At 63.1% G+C, this 17,781-nt stretch carries 14 protein-coding genes and 1 pseudogene; 11 read left to right on the top strand and 4 right to left on the bottom strand.

From position 1 onward, the window contains the following. Positions 1-1,044: pseudogene (locus tag KI811_RS11195) on the top strand (hypothetical protein); the annotation flags it as partial. A gap of 104 nt (positions 1,045-1,148) precedes the next feature. Here the strand turns inward: KI811_RS11195 and KI811_RS11190 are convergent. From KI811_RS11190 to nrfH, 3 genes are all read right to left on the bottom strand, one after another. Next, positions 1,149-2,111: a hypothetical protein gene (locus KI811_RS11190; RefSeq protein WP_214186550.1), complete on the bottom strand. Its 963-nt coding sequence runs from the start codon at positions 2,109-2,111 to the stop codon at positions 1,149-1,151. 156 nt (positions 2,112-2,267) lie between these two features. Further along, the gene (locus KI811_RS11185) at positions 2,268-3,734 is read right to left on the bottom strand and encodes an ammonia-forming cytochrome c nitrite reductase subunit c552 (protein WP_214186549.1); all 1,467 of its coding nucleotides are present in this window, start codon (positions 3,732-3,734) and stop codon (positions 2,268-2,270) included. Positions 3,735-3,745: 11 nt separating this feature from the next. After that, complete coding sequence (gene nrfH / locus KI811_RS11180) at positions 3,746-4,210, bottom strand: cytochrome c nitrite reductase small subunit (RefSeq protein ID WP_214186548.1); 465 nt, start codon at positions 4,208-4,210, stop codon at positions 3,746-3,748. Positions 4,211-4,481: 271 nt separating this feature from the next. On the opposite strand from nrfH, the gene KI811_RS11175 reads away from it, so the two are divergent. The 7 genes from KI811_RS11175 to KI811_RS11145 all read left to right on the top strand — a co-directional run bounded on the left by KI811_RS11175 (position 4,482) and on the right by KI811_RS11145 (position 9,887). Next, positions 4,482-5,489 carry a 4Fe-4S binding protein gene (locus KI811_RS11175; protein WP_214186547.1) on the top strand — a complete coding sequence of 336 codons (1,008 nt, stop codon included), beginning with the start codon at positions 4,482-4,484 and terminating at the stop codon, positions 5,487-5,489. 119 nt (positions 5,490-5,608) lie between these two features. Next, complete coding sequence (locus KI811_RS11170) at positions 5,609-6,058, top strand: PAS domain-containing protein (RefSeq protein ID WP_214186546.1); 450 nt, start codon at positions 5,609-5,611, stop codon at positions 6,056-6,058. Positions 6,059-6,283: 225 nt separating this feature from the next. After that, positions 6,284-7,456 carry a bifunctional molybdenum cofactor guanylyltransferase MobA/molybdopterin-guanine dinucleotide biosynthesis adaptor protein MobB gene (mobAB, locus tag KI811_RS11165; RefSeq protein ID WP_343213598.1) on the top strand — a complete coding sequence of 391 codons (1,173 nt, stop codon included), beginning with the start codon at positions 6,284-6,286 and terminating at the stop codon, positions 7,454-7,456. Between the two features lie 29 nt (positions 7,457-7,485). Next, positions 7,486-8,466 (top strand): GTP 3',8-cyclase MoaA, encoded by a 981-nt coding sequence (gene moaA / locus KI811_RS11160; protein ID WP_214186545.1) that lies wholly within the window; start codon positions 7,486-7,488, stop codon positions 8,464-8,466. Positions 8,467-8,493: 27 nt separating this feature from the next. Then, entirely contained in the window at positions 8,494-8,934 is a 441-nt protein-coding gene (locus tag KI811_RS11155; protein ID WP_214186544.1) for an MOSC domain-containing protein, read from the top strand. 237 nt (positions 8,935-9,171) lie between these two features. Beyond that, complete coding sequence (locus KI811_RS11150; protein ID WP_214186543.1) at positions 9,172-9,363, top strand: hypothetical protein; 192 nt, start codon at positions 9,172-9,174, stop codon at positions 9,361-9,363. A gap of 86 nt (positions 9,364-9,449) precedes the next feature. After that, complete coding sequence (locus tag KI811_RS11145) at positions 9,450-9,887, top strand: GSU0071 family protein (RefSeq protein WP_214186542.1); 438 nt, start codon at positions 9,450-9,452, stop codon at positions 9,885-9,887. Between the two features lie 27 nt (positions 9,888-9,914). Here the strand turns inward: KI811_RS11145 and ppc are convergent, their stop codons facing one another. Further along, positions 9,915-12,710, bottom strand: coding sequence for a phosphoenolpyruvate carboxylase (ppc, locus tag KI811_RS11140; protein WP_214186541.1), 2,796 nt, complete (start codon positions 12,708-12,710; stop codon positions 9,915-9,917). A gap of 452 nt (positions 12,711-13,162) precedes the next feature. Here ppc and KI811_RS11135 point away from each other — a divergent pair, with 452 nt between their 5' ends. From KI811_RS11135 to KI811_RS11125, 3 genes are all read left to right on the top strand, one after another. Continuing rightward, complete coding sequence (locus KI811_RS11135) at positions 13,163-14,434, top strand: ATP-grasp domain-containing protein (protein ID WP_214186540.1); 1,272 nt, start codon at positions 13,163-13,165, stop codon at positions 14,432-14,434. Positions 14,435-14,477: 43 nt separating this feature from the next. Then, complete coding sequence (locus KI811_RS11130) at positions 14,478-17,207, top strand: CoA-binding protein (protein ID WP_214186539.1); 2,730 nt, start codon at positions 14,478-14,480, stop codon at positions 17,205-17,207. Positions 17,208-17,312: 105 nt separating this feature from the next. Next, the gene (locus KI811_RS11125; protein ID WP_214186538.1) at positions 17,313-17,756 is read left to right on the top strand and encodes a CBS domain-containing protein; all 444 of its coding nucleotides are present in this window, start codon (positions 17,313-17,315) and stop codon (positions 17,754-17,756) included. Positions 17,757-17,781 lie beyond the last annotated feature (25 nt).

The following is a 17,781-nucleotide window of genomic DNA, read 5'->3' as shown; positions in this document are numbered from 1 at the left end:
GTTGCGGTCAGCTCCTTCACCGCCACCGACAACGTCGGCGTCACCGGCTACCTGATCACCATGAGCGCCACCGCGCCGGCAGCCTCTGCCACCGGCTGGACAGCCACTGCCCCGACGAGCGTGACAGCAGCCGCAGCCGGCAACGTCACCTTCTACGCCTGGGCCAAGGACGCAACGGGGAACGTGTCTCTTTCCAAGAGCGCCAGCGTGAGTATTACGGTTGCTCCTGCGAACCTCACCCTGACGATTTCCGCCTTGGCTAACGGTTCGTACACCAACAAGGGGACTCTGAATATCAGCGGTACCGCCACTGACGCAGCCGGCATCAAGTCCATAACCGTCAACGGCCAAGCCGTAACCGTCAATCCTGATGGTTCCTTCAGCTATGCGCTGTCACTCAAGTCCGGTGCCAATACGGTAACGGTCATCGCCACTGACAATGCAGGCACCCAGAAGACCGATACCCGCACCATTACCTATGACCCGACCGCGCCGGTTCTGACGGTCTCCGCGCCGGCCGACAACAGCACGACCACCCAGTCGTTCATCACCCTGAACGGCACCATCAACGAAACCTCCACCGTCAAGGTCAGCGTCAATGGCGGCTCTCCGCAATCCGCGGTCATCAGCGGCACCTCGTATAGCGCCACCGTTTACCTGGTGAACGGCGTGAACACCATTACCATCAGCGCCACCGATCTGGCCGGCAACAGCACGACGGCCAAGCGGACGGTAACCTTCAGCGGCGGGAGCAGCAACCTCGCGCTTGCGATCACCTTCCCCAATCAGGACATTACCACCAAGTATCCGTACCTGGTCCTGACCGGGAAAGTCGTGGACTCCGAGAAAGTGACCGTCAAGATCATGATGGACGGCAAGAGCTACGCACCTGAAGTCGATGATGGCGTATTCAAGCAGCGCCTCGTGTTTACCACTCCCAAGCTGTATGCCATTACCGTAATTGCCACGGATGAGGCAGGTAACCGCAGCACGGTCGTCCGGAACGTAATTTTCCGTCCCGACTATGATCACAATGATGATTAAGTCGTACCAGCAGTGAGGCAGACAAAAAAAGCCACCCGGTCAAGGGTGGCTTTTTTTGTCCTCGGCACGACTCATAAGCAACAAGCCGGGGCTCCCATGCAGCGTCACCGGCCCCGTTCTTCCTCTCTCATCTGCCGGCGTTCCTGTCCTTGGCCTCTTTCCTGCGGCTGCTCCCTCTGTATTCTCTGCTCCTCGCCATGGGACCGCGGTGCCTGCCGCTCCTGCTGTGCCCCTTCTGGCAGTCTCCTTTGCTCCCGGCCTGCAGAGCCTCGCTCCTGAGGAGGCCGATGCGGCTGCTGCGAGCGGGGGGCATTAGATTCGCCCTGCTGTTCCGGGGCCCTTATCCGCCGTTCTTCCTGCCTTCCCTTCTGGGCAGGCACGGGAGCTTTTTGTTCTCTTTGCTGCTTCGGGGTTCTTATTCGACGTTCTTCCTCCCTCCCCCGCTGGGCAGGGGGGGAAGCTTGTTGTTCTCCCCGTGGCTGGAAGTGCTGGCGGACCGCCTTGTCGCGCGGCTGGTAACGATAATGTTCGCGGCGTATCGCCTGCTGCTGCTCCACCGTAGGATATCGATCTCCCGAATACTGCCGCTGGTAGACAGGCAGCGGGGCGCGGGAGGGGGCGGAGCTTCGCTTCCACTTGTCCCATCCTCGTCGATGCTGCTCCCATTCGCGGCCCCAGTGTGTACCCCAGCGGGGGGGCGCATCCTGACGCCATCCGCGAAAATAGGGTGGGGGATGCCGGTAGTAGCGCACGGGAATACGGAGGATGTAGACCGGAATCACGTCCGGCTCCACAATCCACCAGGGGCCGTTGTACCAGTAACTGGCATACCAGTCATCGTCCAGATAAATCCAGTACAAGCCGTCGTAGAAAAAATAGTTGGCAGCCACCCGCGGCGCGTAATAGACCGGGTAGCCCGGCACCGGCACAAGCTCCGGGTACAGCGGCAGGTTGATCCCGATGCTTACGTGGGGCAGGCCGATGCCGATGCTCACCTGGGCCGAGGCAGGGGTCCCCGAACACAACAGCATCCACAGCACAACGACTCCGTAGCTAATTTTCCGCATATCGTCCTCCATTTCGTCTGAAGCACAACAAGTTTATCCCCTGTTGCCAAGCTGTCAAACGGGACCTTCAGGCGGAACATATCGGGAAACGCAAAGACCGCCCGGAATATCCGGACGGCCTCTGTGTTCATTGCCTATGGTCGCGTCAGCGACGGATCAGAACCGCACCTGCACGCCGTAGGGGTCCTTGATCTCTACCTTGGGATCGAAATGGAGCTTATGCTCGCCCCGGTTCTCCAGGTACTTGTTCAGTTCCAGGTTGACGGTAAGGGGGACGTCGACGCCGGCCTTGGCCAGTGCCTGGCGGAGCAGGGCCTCGGCCTTGGTGGCGAAGGCGGTGGCGTCGCCCAGCACCCGCATGGCCTCGGTTGGGTTGTGGAAGCCGACGGAGTTCTCGGCGCCGATGAAGACACAGCGGTAGAAGGCCTCCTCGTAGAGGTCCTTCGCCTTGTCGTAGAGGGCCTTGTCGATCTGCTTACCCTCCGCCTGGACGGCATGGACCTTCTCGAAGAGCTTGGCCACGGTGGCGGTAGCGTAGCCTGAGCGGAGCATGAGGGAGACGATCCGATCCTGGATGGCGAAGACCTGATCCCGGAGCCATTCGGGCTTCTCGGTGTGGCACTGCATGCAGGCCTTCATGTCACTCTTCAAGGGGCTCATGACCCGGTGGTCCGAAACCTTGAAGGCCCCGACCCGGGTGTAGGGCATATGGCAGTCGGTGCAGGCTGCCCCGGCCTTCCAGTGGACGCTGTTGTTGGAGAAGAGCTCATACTCGGGATGGCGGATAAAGCCCATCTTGAAGCCCGTGACCGTTTGCGTCCACTCGCCGACGCTGGCATCGCTGCGGATCTGCTTGATGATGTTCTCGACGGAGATGTTCCCCATCTTGCTCCCCTGCCAGGGGAAGTAGACCCCCACCGACTTCTTCTCGGCATCCTTGGGGATGTTGTAGGTGACGTGGCACTGGGCGCAGACGAGGCTCCGCATCTCCTGGCGGCTTAGTTTTGCCTGGTCGACTCCCATGGTTTTCAGGGCTTCCCCGAGGGTAAAGCCGCGGGAGATCTTCAAAGTCATATCCTTGTTGTCGTGGCAGTCGATGCAGGCCACCCCCAGGGTCTTATACTTTTCGGGGATTTGGCCAAGGACATCCTTGAAGGGTTTCTTGTAGTAGTCGGCCGCCATTTCCTTCTGGAGCTTAGGGGCGTAAGGGGTCTTGCAGGTAAGGCAGACGCCTCCGGCCTTGACCCGGGCAGCGTCGATCTCCAACTGGTCCCGCACCATGTTGGCGTGGCCCCGGGGCTCGTTGTAGGCGATGCCGAATCCCCAGCCGTTGAAGAGGAGCGCCATGTAGGGAAATTCGGAAAGCTTGTCGTAGGTGATCTTGTCGGCGTCGAAGCCCCGCTTGTACTTGCTCTTGCCCGCGGGGGTCGGCTCCTCGGTCTTTTTCCACATTTCATACTCGGTGGGATAGGCCTTGCCCCAGACGGCTGGATCGATTTCGCCGTCGGGGATCTGGACCGTCTTTACCGGCTGGGCTTTCTCGGGGGCGCACCCCCCAAGGGCCAACAGGGTTGCCGTGGCAGCCAGCGCGATCATCAGTGCTACAGGGGTCAGTCGTCTCATCGTAGAGCCTCCTATAAGGTTTCCATGGCCCCGCTCCGTGTGTGGGAGACGCGGCGGTGGCATTTCCAGCATTGGCGTTCGGAGTCGATGTGGGTCACGGTGGTGTCGTGGCAGCGGACGCAGTTCCTCTGGAGCACCTCTTCTCCGTGGGCCGAGAGCCTGATGATCTCAGGCACATGCCCCGAATAGAAGAAGAGGGCGTCTTTCGCGCCATCGATGGATTTCCAGATGTAGTGCACCGCGAGGTTCTCATTGGGGAGGTGACAGTCGACGCACTTGACCCGCCGATGGGCACCGGTGTGGACCCATGCCTCATACTCGTGCTCCATGGGGTGGCATCCCACGCAGAAGTCGGGGGTGTCAGACTTGGCCAGCAACTTCGGCGGGCCGAAAAGCACGAAGAGCCCCACCGCTGCCGCGATCAGTACGCCGGTCGCCAGGTAGATGGCCTGGTTTCCGGTTCCGGTCGATCCCATATCGTTCACCTCCTTTTTGGTTATGTGCGAACTGTAATTATTTTTAACTAACAGTATAGCTTCCCATTCTTGCCTCGCAACGCTGAATTCCTTCCTCTTGACTTATGTCAAAGCGGCTAATGGAAAAATAAGTGAGGCTCGTGCGAAGCTGCTGTGGGGCTGGTCTGCGGTGTTGCCCCAGTTTGTGTTCTAACGGAAAACGAGAGAGTAATCGTCAAAGACTTTGGGGCTTTGTTCGATCGAGGCCACGACAAGAAGAGAGGTGCCACCAATGAACGAACCGCATTCCCAGCCACGCATCCACGCCTGGCGCAACCTGGTCCAGTGGGGCTTTTTCGCCTGGATAGTCGTCATCGGCATCCGCTTCGGCGCCTTTGTCCGCCACTTCGAGACGGGGGGAGCCACCCCGCTGGTCACCCGGCCGCCGGGAGTGGAGGGGTTCCTTCCCATCGGCGCCCTGGCCAGCACGAAGCTCTGGCTCGCCACGGGGACCGTCAACCCGGTCCACCCGGCGGCGCTGGTCATCTTCCTCACCATTGTCGGCATGAGCCTTGTGGCGAAAAAATCGTTCTGCTCCTGGCTCTGCCCGGTGGGGACCCTTTCGGAGGCTGCCTGGAAGCTGGGGCGACGCCTCCTCGGGCGCAACTTCCGCGTCTGGCCCTGGCTCGACGTCGCTCTGCGGGGGGTGAAGTACCTCCTCCTGCTCTTCTTTGTGAAGCTTATCCTCATCGACATGCCGGCCCTGGCCCTTTCGGCCTTTCTCGATGCCCCCTACTGGGCCGTGAGCGATGTGAAAATGCTCCACTTCTTCACCCAAATGTCGGCCACGACGGTGGTGATTCTTGCCATTCTGACCGGCCTGTCGCTCCTTTACAAAAATGCCTGGTGCCGCTACCTCTGCCCCTATGGCGCGCTCCTGGGGGTGGCGAGCTTCCTGAGCCCCTTCAAGGTTCGGCGCGATGCGGCCGGGTGCACCGGCTGCCGCGGCTGCAGCCGGGCCTGCCCATCCGGGCTTCCGGTTCATGAGAAGGAAACGGTCCGCTCCGCCGAGTGTACCGGCTGCCTCACCTGCGTGGCCAGCTGCCCCGAGCGGGACGTGCTCCGCATGGCGCCCCCTTTCTGGCGCCGGCCCCTTCCCGCCTGGGCCTTTCCGGCCCTGGTGGTGCTCCTCTTCGCCGCCGGCATCGGCACCGGCATGGCCACCGGCCACTGGAACAGTTCCCTTTCCGCCGACGACTATCGCAGGCTCATTCCAATGGTGCCATACCTGAGCCATTGACAGGCTGACGGGATTATCCCCCTGCTCGATCTGACAGCGACAAAACCTCCGGACTTGACGCAGGTCAAGGAACAGGTACCGTATTCTCACGTAAGGTAGCAAAAACAGGAGGTGGTCCCATGACAGACACAACGAACGACAAGCTCTTGCGCCTCATCGCCGAAGGAGTCCCCGACGCCGTCATATTCGCCGACCGGGAAGGAATTGTCCGGATCTGGAGCCCCGGGGCCGAGCGGATGTTCGGCTTCACCGCCGCCGAGGCGGTTGGACAGTCCCTGGATCTCATCATCCCCGAGAACCTCCAGGCCCGGCACTGGGAAGGGTACCGCAGGGTCATGGAAACAGGAGAGACCCACTACGGGACAAAGCTCCTGTCGGCGCCGGCCCTGTGCAACTCAGGCAGCCGCATCTCCACCGAGTTTTCCATGGCGCTCGTGCGCGACTGCGAGGGGGCCATGGCCGGCAGCGGCGCCATCATCCGCGACGTGACCGAACGCTGGCAGAAGGAAAAGGCCATGAAGGAGCGGCTGGCGGAGCTGGAGCGGCACGAGGCGGAGAGGAACGGCTAGGTGGAATATATCATTGCAGCACACGCCCTCTGCTGGGGGCTCGTGGCGGTCGTTGCCCTTGTCCGCAAGACGGACTCCCCTCCGACGTGGGAAGGAAACGGCCGATGAAGCGTCGGATCGTGCAGCTCTCCCGCAAGATGAGGGGGCGGGGGGGACGGCCTCCTCGCCCCCTTTTTTCACCAACAGCATCGTCCACCACCGGCAGTATCCCAAGTACTGGTGGTAATGTTGGAGGCGACGAGGGAAAATACCTTTGACTCCCCCCGTTCCCCCCTTTACAATTTCACCATGGATATCCGGCCCCTGTCAGACGTCGCCGGCGTGATCCTCGTCGGCGGCCGGAGCCGCCGCATGGGGCGCGACAAGGCGCTCATCCCCCTTGGGGGCAAACCTCTCGTGGAGCGGGTCATTGACGCCTTCCGGCCAGTATTCACCCGGACACTGCTCGTGGGCGATCGCGGCGAGCGCTTCGCATGCTACGGCCTGCCGGTGTTTCCCGACATCCATCCCGGAAGCGCCCTGGGCGGGCTTTATACCGGCTTAGTCCGGTCCGGCACGCCGTATGTTTTCGTCTCGGCCTGCGATGTGCCCTGGCCCGACCCGCAGGTGGTCGCGCGGCTCTGCTCCCTGCGGGAGGGGTTCGACGTGGTGGTGCCCCGCACCGTCGGTGGAATCGACCCCCTCTTCGCCGTCTACGGCACCGGCTGCCTCCCGGCCATGGAACGGATGCTCCGGGAGGGGAACTACCGGATCTACGATTTCTACCCCGAGGTGCGGACCCGCTACGTGGAGCAGACGGAGCTGGCTGACCTGGTGACGCCGGGACGGACCTTCGTGAACGTCAACACCCCGGAGGAGTTTGAAACCATTCGATACAGGGAGGAAGTGATGGCGATCAAGGCGCTGTCGTTCGTGGCAAAATCGGGGACCGGGAAGACGACCCTGCTCGAAAAGGTGATTGCGGAGCTGAAGGGTCGGGGCCATCGGGTTGGGGTCATCAAGCACGATGCCCACCGGTTCGACATCGACCATCCGGGGAAGGATTCCCACCGTCTCACCGCGGCCGGGGCCGACACCATGCTCATCGCCTCGCCGGAGAAGCTGGCAATGGTGAAGAAGCATGAGGCAGCACCATCCGTCGACGAACTCCTCGAAACCTACTTCGGCGACATGGACATCGTCCTGACCGAGGGGTTCAAGAAGAGCGGCCTGCCCAAGATCGAGGTCCACCGGAAGGAGCGGAGCACCACGCTCCTCTGCCGGGGCGAGGAAAACGACCCGACCCTTGTGGCCGTGGTCAGTGACGAGTCCCTGGAGCTGGACGTGCCGGTCCTGGACCTGAACGATCCGGCCCAAGTGGCCGATTTCGTGGAGCGGACGTTCCTTTCCGGGAAGTAGGCCCGGTTGACGGTAGATCGAGGAAGCCGATGAAACTCATTGACAGCCATGGCCGGAGAATCAACTACCTCCGCCTCTCGGTCACCGACCGCTGCAACCTCCGTTGCCGCTACTGCATGCCGGCCGAGGGGGTGGAGATGTTGGGCCACGGCGAAATCCTCTCCTACGAGGAACTCTCCCTGATTGCCCGGGCCGCGGTGGCCATCGGCATCGAGAAGATCCGGATCACCGGCGGTGAGCCCCTGGTCCGCAGGGGGATCGTGCCGTTCCTGGCTGGAATCGCGGCGCTGCCGGGACTGCGGCAGCTGGTCCTTACCACCAACGGCATCCTCCTGCCGGAGATGGCGGAGGATCTGCGCCGGGCCGGGGTCCAGCGCCTCAACATCAGCCTCGATTCCCTGAAGCCCGAGACGTTCCGCGACATCACCCGCACCGGCAATGTGGAGCGGGTCCTGGCCGGCATCGACGCGGCCATGGTTGCCGGCTTCCCCCCCCCGAAGATCAACATGGTGGTGATGCGCGGGGTAAACGACGACGAGGTGGTGGATTTCGCCCGCCTCACCCTCGACCACCCCTACACGGTCCGCTTCATCGAATACATGCCGGCCACCCGGGAGGAGAACTGGCAGCGGCTCTGCATCCCGGCCCAGGAGGTTCTCGACCGGATAGCCGCCAGCCACGAGCTGGAGCCGGTGGAAAGGGGGGCCATGGCCGGCCCGTCGCGGGATTTCCGCATCCGCGGCGCCGCCGGAACCATCGGGGTCATCTCCGCTGTTTCGGGGCACTTCTGCGGCGAATGCAACCGGATCCGCGTCACCTCCACCGGCATGGCCAAGAGCTGCCTCTTTTCCGACGAGGGGCTCGACCTGAAGCCGTTCCTGGGGGAGAACGCCCCGGCGGTGCTGGAGGATGCCCTGCGGCGGCTGGTGGGATGCAAGCCTGCACGGCACGGAATGGACGGGGAGAAGGCGGAGCATGCGGCCTTCTCCATGGCGAAGATTGGTGGGTAGGACTACGTTACTAACCGTGAGGTTCATATGTCTGCAAAAGTGATAGCCGTCTGCATCAGCGAGAACAAGGGTGAGCGGAAGACGCCGGTGGTGAGCGTGGAGCTTCGGGAGAACCACGGCATTGTGGGCGATGCCCACGCGGGGGAGTGGCACCGGCAGGTGAGCCTCCTGGCCGCGGAGAGCATCGAGAAGATGCGCAAGATGGGGCTCGACGTGGACAGCGGCGACTTTGCCGAGAACATCACCACCGAGGGGATCGACCTTCCCGCGCTGCCGATCGGGACGCGGCTCGCGGTGGGGGAAACGCTCCTGGAGGTGACCCAGATCGGCAAGGAGTGCCACACCCGCTGCGCCATCTACCACCAGGCCGGCGACTGCGTCATGCCCAAGGAAGGGATCTTCGCCAGGGTCATCACCGGCGGGGTGGTGAAGCCGGGGGATCCGATTGTCGTGGTCCGCGGGGGGTAATGTTACCGTTTCTCCCCGCATGTTACCCATACGTAATACTCTTTGAATCAGGCCGTTCCCTCCTGAACATCCCTGTCTGAAAAAATCGTACAAAAATAGTCAGTTGCGGAAATCCGTGGCTTTTTACCCTTTTGGTAGGCTCCTTGCTAAACGGAAGGGTGAGGCCGGTCCTGGTGTTCCGCGGCCTCTGATCGCTGTTCGAACAGGGACGTATCGAACCATTACAGGAGGTAATGCATGTGCGGGAGCAAACATCACGACAAACATCTGTGCAGCCTGAAGAGTAACGGCGAGCCCCACAGGTCCGGCACGGTCAGGGTGGAGTGCGGTCACTGCGGGGCACGGACCGATGACCCGGGAAAGGTCTGTGATCCGATAACGCGACCAGCCATAGGATGGTTCAGTAATGGTTCCGACTATCTCGACTAGACACTAACGCAACAAGGCCACTTCGCTGACGGGAAGTGGCCTTTCCTTTTCCCGTGAAACCGAACGGAACGTTGAGGAACAGGGCCATGAACGTGACTGCCATTGACGAAGCGATCGACAAATATGTCCATGAACGGATGAACAAGGGAAAGCAGCCAGCCGCGACACGATTCCTCTCCTACGCGTACCTGAAGTACGGGGGAGACGATCTGGCTGAATTCATGAAAAAGGTGGAGGGGTTGCTATGTTACTACATCGACTATCTCAAGGTCATGGGGAACCCGTTGAAAGGGCCGGAACTGGCGTGGTTTCTGTCCATGCTTGCGGTAGGCGCGGCCAGTTGCTACCTGATGAATTCGGAAGAGTTGCGGCCTGCCGGAATAGCGGTTTTTGCCGGCACGCTGGTTCATGCCGGCTCGCTTCTCTGCCATGCTGCCCGGAAATGGTGTGAGGCAGGGGTCATGATCGCCATTTACCGGGAGATCCTGGAGATTGCCGAAGGTGAGGCCGGGAGAGCGGTGTAACCTGCTCTCGTTTCCCTCCGGTCCCCGTTACCCCGTGTTCCTCAGCCCCGCGGCAATGCCGTTGATGGTGGCCGCCAGGACGTAGTTCAGCTCGTCGCTCTCTTCCCCTGCGCGCTTGCGCCGTAGCAGCTCGATCTGGATCATGCTCAGGGGGTCGATGTAGGGGTTCCGCAGCCTGAGTGAAGCGGTCAGGGCCGGGTTCTTTTCCAGAAGACGCGCCTGGCCCGTGACCGCCAGCACCATCCGCCGGGTCCGTTGGTATTCCTCTACAATCATGGTGAAAACCCGCTCTCGGACGTCCGCGTCGGTCACCAGCGACGCGTAGAGCCGGGCCAGGGGGAGGTCCACCTTGGTGAGGGCCAGCTCCACGTTCCTGATCAGGTCGAAGAAGAAGGGGAAGCGCCCCATCATGGACCTGAGGAGCTCCATCCGCTCCTCCCCTCCGGCGGCGAAGCGATCCAGGGCGAAGCCGACCCCGAACCACCCCGGTATCACGTGGCGGCTCTGTATCCAGCCGAAGCCCCAGGGGATGGCCCGCAGCTCCGCTATGTCCCGGCTCCTGCTCCGGCGCGCGGGGCGGGAGCCGATCTTCGCCAGCTCGAATTCCAGGACCGGCGTGGCCTGCTCGAAGTAGGGGAGGATATCGGGGTTGCCGGTGATCCGCTCCCGGTAGAAGGCGAAGGCGCTCCCCGACATCTCCTCCAGGGCCTCCTCCCAGGCGGGTTCGGGCCGTGTCTCCACGAGGCCGGCGCGGGCAAGGGTCTCCAGGGAGGCGGCCACCATCAGCTCCAGGTTCCGTTTCGCCAGGGACGGGTCGGAGTATTTCCAGTTGATGACCTCCCCCTGTTCGGTGATCTTGAGGGCGCCGGAGAAGCCGTCGGCCGGCTGGGCGATGATGGCCCGGTGGGTGGGGCCGCCCCCCCTCCCCACGGTGCCGCCGCGGCCGTGGAAGAGGCGCAGGCGCACCCCGCACTCCCGGGCCACCCGCTGGAGATCACGGTGGGCCTTGTGAATCTCCCAGGTACTCGTGAACATCCCCCCGTCCTTGTTGGAATCCGAATAGCCGAGCATCACCTCCTGCCGGCGTCCCCACGAATCGAGAAACGGCCCGTATTCGGGCGAGCACCAGAGGCTGCGGCAGATCCCCGGCGCGTTGCGCAGGTCTTCGATGGATTCGAAGAGGGGGACCGGCATCACCCCCGGGTCTTTCCCGTCCGGCGATGCGGCCACGCGGATGCCGCAGAGCTCCATGAGCCAGATGAGGGAGAGGGTGTCCCGGGCTGAGGAGGCGCCGCTGATGACGTAGCTCCTGATCGATTTGGGGGAGTAGCGCTGCTTCAGCTTTGCCACGGCCCGGAGGGTGTCGAGGAGTTCGGTGGTCTCGGCGGATGGTGGGGGAGGGAGGGGGTGGACCCCCTCCCCGCAGCTGCCGGCGCCGGCGGCAAGCTCTGCCACGGCTCGGGCATGGATCCGGGCATGCTGCCTGATGTCGAGGGTGTGGAGATGGAAGCCGAAGGTCTCCACCTGCCGCAGGAGCGGGTCCACGTACCGGCGGGCCAGCCGCTCCCCTTTCCCCTGGGCGAGGCTTGTGCGCACCAGCATGAGGTCGGCGGCGAAGGCTCCGGCATCGGGATAGGCGTCGGGGTGGTCTTCCCCGTCGCGGGTCTGCATGAGGCGGTGGTGGACACACCGGAGGAATTTCCGGTACGGCTCGCACTCGGGGTAGATGCCGGTTTCCGCGGCGGCTCCGGCCAGGGCGGCGACGTAGCGCTCCAAGGCCTCCCGGAGTTGTGGCGAGACCGCCACCCGGTTGGTTGACGGCGTGAGCAGTTCCTTCAGTTCCTCGACCCCGTCCAGATAGCGGGCGAGAATCATCTGCCGGGCCGATTCCAAGGCGTGCCGGGTGGAGCCGTCCGTCACGTTGGGGTTGCCGTCCCGGTCCCCGCCGATCCAGGAGCCGAAGCGGATCACGGTGGGGAAGGCGGCATCGGGGAGGTCCGCGCCGTAGACCTGGCGGAAATCTTCGGCCATCTCTTCATAGAGGCCCGCCAGGGGCGCCATGAGGGAGCCGGGATAGTGGTCGAGCCCCATCCTGATTTCGTCGGCCACCCCCTGGGGGCGGCGGCGCACCTCGTCCGTCTGCCAGAGGGCGGTAATCTCCGCGAAAATGGCCTCCTGCCGCCGGTCCGCCTCGTCGCCGGTCAGGGGGAGGAGGTCGAGCCCCGCCAGCTCCCGGGCGATCCGGCGCCGCTTGAAGAGGACCACGCGTCGCGCCACTTCCGTCGGGTGGGCGGTGAAGACCGGCATGATCTCCACCTGTCGCAGCAGATCGAGGGCCTTTTCGGCGGTTATTCCCCCGTCTCGCATCCGCATCAGGGTGCCCAGCAGGGAGCCGGGCTTCACGGGGGCGTCGGGGGAGAGCTGCGTGGCCCGGCGCCGGCGCATGCGGTGGTTGGTTTCCGCCAGGTTGGTGAGCTCGAAGAAGGTCCCGAAGGCCTTGACGATCTGATAGGCCTCGGCCACGGTCATCTTTCCCACGATCCTGACGGCCCGTTTCTGGAGCTCCTGCTCGGCGGGGTTGTCGAGGACCGCTTCCTCCTGGTCGGCGAGTGCCCGATGGCTGATGGCCAGCCGGCGGAGCTCTTCCTCGGCGTCGTAGGCAGCCGGCCCCGCCTGATCCTTTATTACCTCACCCAGCAACCTCCCGAGGGAGCGGACATCGCGCCGCAGCGGGATATCCTTCAGGGCCGGGTCCAGGGTCATCAGCTCGTTCAGCCGCGCGGCCTGATTGTCCGCCTTCCAGAACAGTTCTCGTTCCGCCATGATTTCGTTCCCCCGGGTGATGGTTGCACTCCTGTTGTTGCTTCTACGATTCAAATGTCGTGCCGCCGGGCGCGGCAAGCAGCGCCCCTACAAATGTACCCCATTTCGAGCCATAGGAAAGAACGCGAATCATCCGAATTCACGTAACCCTTCTCACCCGCCACGTTACGCTATGGAAACATCGGCGTGTGCCCGCCAGTACCCCCTGGCAGCGAGTGCTCTGAAAAAATCCCGAAAAATTGAATAGTTAAAATTTTTTATGCCGTTCGGCTCTTTTGGTATGCCGATTGCCATTATATCGGCAACCTGCTCTTCCGGATGCACGGTCTGCTGCCTGCTCTCTGTATCAGGACCGTGGCCAGACTGTCGAAATACGGAAGAGCCGTTGGCTGCAGCCGATGCAGCACTATCACAAGCTGAGCGATGTTAACAAAGGGCATGAGGAGGTCTCTATGCAGTTGACAGGACTAAAGTATGGAAGAAGGCTGCTCGATCTGGTGGAGTTTCCCGTGTCACAGGTTCTGACAGAGGATGCTTCCCACGATGAGATCAATGAACTTATCGCATCCCACGGCGGCAAGTGCATTGTCAAGCCGGTGTTCCTTGGCGGCGTGGGGAAAAAGGGAAAGGCCGGCCTGGTTCGTATCGTCAGCAACGTGTTCGATGCGATGGTTGCCAAGCGTGACCTCTTCTTTGCCGTCCATCACCAGGGGAACCGCGAGGTCCAGGCCTGCGGCGTGACCTTTGAGGGGTACGTGGCATCGGACATCGAGATCTATGTGAGTATCTCCGAGTCGAGCGAATACCGGATGCCGGTCCTCCTCCTGACCACCAAGGGGGGGGTCGACGTGGAGGACGTCCCCCCCGAGGACAAGCGGACCATCGTCTTCAACCCGGTCACCGGCGTGAAGTCGTTCCATATCAACGACGCCCTGCGGGAGCTGAAGTGCCCCCCCCAGTACATCAGCTCCCTCGTGCAGCATCTGCCGAAGCTCTGGCAGGTCTATGACAACTACGGGCTCACCACCCTGGAGCTGAACCCGATCCGGATGGGGAAGGTAAAGGGGCGCTACGTCCCCTTCGCCTGCGACATCAAGGCCTCCTTCGACCAGGACAACCCGGCCTGGAAGCGGCTCGGTTACCCGGAGGAGATTTTCTCCACCACCATCACCCAGTTCGAGTCGGAGATAAACGTCCTGCGGACCCACCAGGGGCAGAGCGACGTGACCGAAGTGAACCCCAAGGGGACGATCCTCCCCTTCATCTTCGGCGGCGGGGCCAACAGCGCGGCCACGGAGATCCTGGGGGACCGGGCCATCATCTCCTCCGACTTCGGCGGCAACCCCCCCTACGAGAAGATCAGGGCCATTGCCGACATCACCTTCAAGCACTGGCTTCCCCAGGCCAACGTGGTGCTTCTCATCGGGGGGCGGGCCAACAACACCAACATCTTCACCACCTTCAAGGCGATCTTCGATTCGCTGCGGGAGCATATCCGCCTGAACCCCAACGTCTTCGTGGTGGCGGGGCGGGGCGGCCCCATGGTGGTGGAGGGGATGGTCTACGGCAGGGACGTCCTCGACGGCCTCCGGGTCCCCTACCGCTTCTTCGGCCATGACAGCAGCATGATGAGCGTCCTGCAGCACTCCATGGAGATCGACACGTTTTTTCAGCCGAAACCTGTCGCCATGGCACCGAAGCACTTCAATGTCATAGCGGCGTGAAGGGCGCCGGGGTACGGAACGACTTCACGAAGGAGACAGCGCAATGAACTATCAAAATAATCCCTTTCCCTACCACGTCGGCGTCCAGTCGCTCCACGAGCTGGCCAACAAGCATTCCCGGGTCTGCATCATGAACATCCGGGGGACCGAGAGCTCCCTCGTCACTCCCGTGTCCCACGCCTACAGCGGCGGGAACGTGGTGGCCGGAGTCCAGTACGGCGAGTCCAGCGGAACCTTCGAGACCCCCGTGGGGGACATCCCGGTCTTCGGCAGCATCTCCGACGTCATCAGGGCCGGCATCCATTTCGACACCGGCGTGATCTACCTCCCCCCCAGCGCCGTTTCCCACGCGGTGTCGGAGATGTGCGCCCGCAACGTCAATCTGAAGCGGATCGTCATCGTGACCGAAAAGGTCTCGGCCCGAGATTCGCGCCTGATCCGCTACGGCTGCCAGAACGCCAAGGTGGACGTGATCGGGGCCAACACCCTGGGAATCGCCAACTCCTGGGACCAGGTGCGGATCGGCGGCGCCCTTGGGGGGGACGTCCCCACCCAGAGCCTCCGGAAGGGGAGCGTCGCCATCTACAGCAACTCCGGCAACTTCAGCACCACCATCTCCGAGTACCTGAAGACCGCCGGGTTCGGCACTTCCACCATCCTCAGCAGCGGCAAGGACGTCTACATCCATTTCGCCCTGGCGGAATTCCTCTACTGCGCCGAGAACGATCCCCGCACCAAGGCCATCGTGGTCTACGTGGAGCCGGGGGGATACTACGAGAAGCAGGCCCTGGACTGGATCAGCGAGGGGCGCTTCAAGCTGACCAAGCCGATCATCGCCTGCGTGACCGGGCGGTGGAAGAAGAATCTCACCCGCTCCTGCGGCCACGCCGGAGCCATGGCGGGGAGCGGCGACGACGCCGAGGCCAAGGAGATCTGGTTCGACGATTTCTTCGGGGTGCCGGTCTTTGACCCGGAACGGCCGGAGGTCTCCAAGCGGGGGGTCCGGATCGGGACCATCCAGGATGTGCCCGAGGCGGTCACCGCCTGCATGGAGCTCATGGGCGAGAATCCCGACTTCCCCTCCACGGGGGACCTGAGCCTCAAGCCGTGGTTCGTGAACGATCAGGACCTGACCATGCCCCAGCAGCTCCGGATGCATCCGGTGCGGGCCATCGCCCCCTACGGGGAGGAGATCGAGAAGTTCAACCGGCTGGTGGGGGCCCGCATCATGCGGGAACCCATGCGCAACCGCTCCGGTGCCAGCGCCATCGATCCGGCCGACTTCACCATCTCGCTCCATGGCCGCAAGCTCCTGGACCTCATCGAGGAGCCCTTCGGCGCCGTGACTGTCTACTCGGTCCTGAAGACCATGCCCGACGCCGGCCAGATGGCCGTCATCAACCCGCTCCTCAACTGGTTCGCGGCCCGGGGGAGCGAGAACATCGCCACCGTGGCCCGGGGGAGGGCCAACGGCTGCACCCCCAACGCCTCCATCGGCGCCGAGGTGCTCCTGGCCGGCAACAACCCCCTCTTCGAGTCGCTGCGGGCCACGAGCTCTTGGCTCATCGACCGGTTCTTCCACGAGACCGGGGGAGATCTCTCCATCAATGAGGAGCTCATCGAGAAGGCATGCAGCGACGGCGAGGGATTCCCCGCCGCCGTGGAGGACCCCCGTTCGGAACAGCTGGCGGAGTATTTCGGGGCACTGCTCCGGACCCACGGCCAGGAGACGATCCTGACCCGCTTCGCCCAGGCCTGTGCCGATAAGCGCCGGGCCGAGGGAGAGCCCGTTGATTCCTTCACGCTCCTCGTCTCCGCCATCCTCCTGGGGCTCGCCTGGAAACCCCTGGCGGAGCGCCGCATCGCCCGGGAGGTTGCCCAGGACCTCGGAACCTACCTGGGGCTCAACGGGATCATCGTGGGGGTCTCCCCCGTGAACCCGGAGCGGAATCCCTTCTGGCAGAAGCTCCACGCGCTCATGGACCCGACGGTTCTCTCCGCCGACTTCGCCTCCACCTGCTTCCAGGTGCTCTTCAACCGGGTCCCGGACGGGCAGGAGCTCTTCACCTTCAACGGGCTCCTCAACCTGACCGTCACCAACGGCCCGGGAACCCTCAGCGCCAAGGGGGCCAAGGAAAGCATCAGCGCCCGCAACCACATCGCCACGGCCTATGCCGGCTTCCTGGCCAACACCGGACTGGCCCACGGGGGGAACGGCTTCGAATCGGTGAGCTATCTCCTGGACATCTTCTCGGAGACCGACCCGTACCAGGGAACCCCGGCGGAGCTGGACCCGGCCCTCAAGGGGCTGGCAGCCCGAGCGACCCAGGATTTCGTGGTCCGGAAGAAGAAGGCGAAGATCGAAGGGGTGACGGAGCGGATCCCGTGCATCAACCACCCGGTGTTCCGCGACAAGCCCGTGAACCATGACCCCCGGGAGGTCTTCATCCGTGACCTCCTCAAGGGGAAGGGGATCGTCAATCCCTTCCTGGAGTTCTACCACCACCTGGTCACGGAGCTCCACGCCGAGGGGCTAACGGGCAACGTCTACTGCGTCAACGTCGATGCGGTCATCGCCTGCATCGCCCTGGACCTCCTCTGGAAGCAGCTCCGTGACGGCGAGATCGGCGGCCAGGAGGCCCAGGAGATCGTCTTCACCATGTTCCTCTACGGCCGGATGGCAGGGGTGTCGGCAGAGATCGCCGACCACCTGAGCCGGGGACAGGATCTCGACTGCCGCACCAATCCCGGTGAACTGGTGTACCTGGCGTAAGAAAGACCCCCCTCAGTCCCCCCTACCCTGTAGGGGGGAAGCGAGCAACGCGAGCAGGGGGGTGATAGCTGGAACCCACAACACATTCCAAATGGAGGTGGCTCCATGGAGGCCCTGAAAAAAATCCGCAACACCCCCGTATCCGAGTACATGCAGCGAGACGTGGTCACCATTGACGGGAGCCGGACCGTGGCCCAGGCGATTCAGCTCATCAAGGCCAGGAAGGTTGCGAGCCTCGTCGTCCAGCCCCGTAACGAGGACGACGTGTACGGCATCCTCACGGTGCGGGACATCCTCGGCAAGGTCATCGACCCGGGGGAGAACATCTACCGCGACATCTGGAACACCCAGGTGCACGACATCATGACCAAGCCGGTCTACAGCATCGACCCGACGATGCGGGTGAAGTACGCGCTGCGGATGATGAACCGGCTCGGCGTCCGGCGGCTCGTGGTGCTCCGGGGGAACGAGCTGGCGGGGATCATCAGCGAGATCGAGATTTTCCGGGCGGTCGAGGATCTGCCGGCTGTGGCCCAGGTGGCCCTGTAGCAAGAGCGTAGTCGAGGCAAGGGAG

This window comes from Geobacter hydrogenophilus (assembly GCF_018501225.1).
Taxonomy (GTDB): domain Bacteria; phylum Desulfobacterota; class Desulfuromonadia; order Geobacterales; family Geobacteraceae; genus Geobacter; species Geobacter hydrogenophilus.
Note: the sequence above shows the minus strand (reverse complement) of the source record. Positions and strands in the feature narration are given on the sequence as shown.

Coding starts and splice junctions, on each gene's coding strand:
- KI811_RS11155 (WP_214186544.1), top strand. CDS start 8,494: ATGTCTGCAAAAGTGATAGCCGTCTGCATCAGCGAGAACAAGGGTGAG.
- ppc (WP_214186541.1), bottom strand. CDS start 12,710: ATGGCGGAACGAGAACTGTTCTGGAAGGCGGACAATCAGGCCGCGCGG.
- KI811_RS11175 (WP_214186547.1), top strand. CDS start 4,482: ATGAACGAACCGCATTCCCAGCCACGCATCCACGCCTGGCGCAACCTG.
- KI811_RS11125 (WP_214186538.1), top strand. CDS start 17,313: ATGGAGGCCCTGAAAAAAATCCGCAACACCCCCGTATCCGAGTACATG.
- KI811_RS11185 (WP_214186549.1), bottom strand. CDS start 3,734: ATGAGACGACTGACCCCTGTAGCACTGATGATCGCGCTGGCTGCCACG.
- KI811_RS11170 (WP_214186546.1), top strand. CDS start 5,609: ATGACAGACACAACGAACGACAAGCTCTTGCGCCTCATCGCCGAAGGA.
- nrfH (WP_214186548.1), bottom strand. CDS start 4,210: ATGGGATCGACCGGAACCGGAAACCAGGCCATCTACCTGGCGACCGGC.
- moaA (WP_214186545.1), top strand. CDS start 7,486: ATGAAACTCATTGACAGCCATGGCCGGAGAATCAACTACCTCCGCCTC.
- KI811_RS11150 (WP_214186543.1), top strand. CDS start 9,172: ATGTGCGGGAGCAAACATCACGACAAACATCTGTGCAGCCTGAAGAGT.
- KI811_RS11190 (WP_214186550.1), bottom strand. CDS start 2,111: ATGCGGAAAATTAGCTACGGAGTCGTTGTGCTGTGGATGCTGTTGTGT.
- KI811_RS11145 (WP_214186542.1), top strand. CDS start 9,450: ATGAACGTGACTGCCATTGACGAAGCGATCGACAAATATGTCCATGAA.
- KI811_RS11130 (WP_214186539.1), top strand. CDS start 14,478: ATGAACTATCAAAATAATCCCTTTCCCTACCACGTCGGCGTCCAGTCG.
- mobAB (WP_343213598.1), top strand. CDS start 6,284: ATGTTGGAGGCGACGAGGGAAAATACCTTTGACTCCCCCCGTTCCCCC.
- KI811_RS11135 (WP_214186540.1), top strand. CDS start 13,163: ATGCAGTTGACAGGACTAAAGTATGGAAGAAGGCTGCTCGATCTGGTG.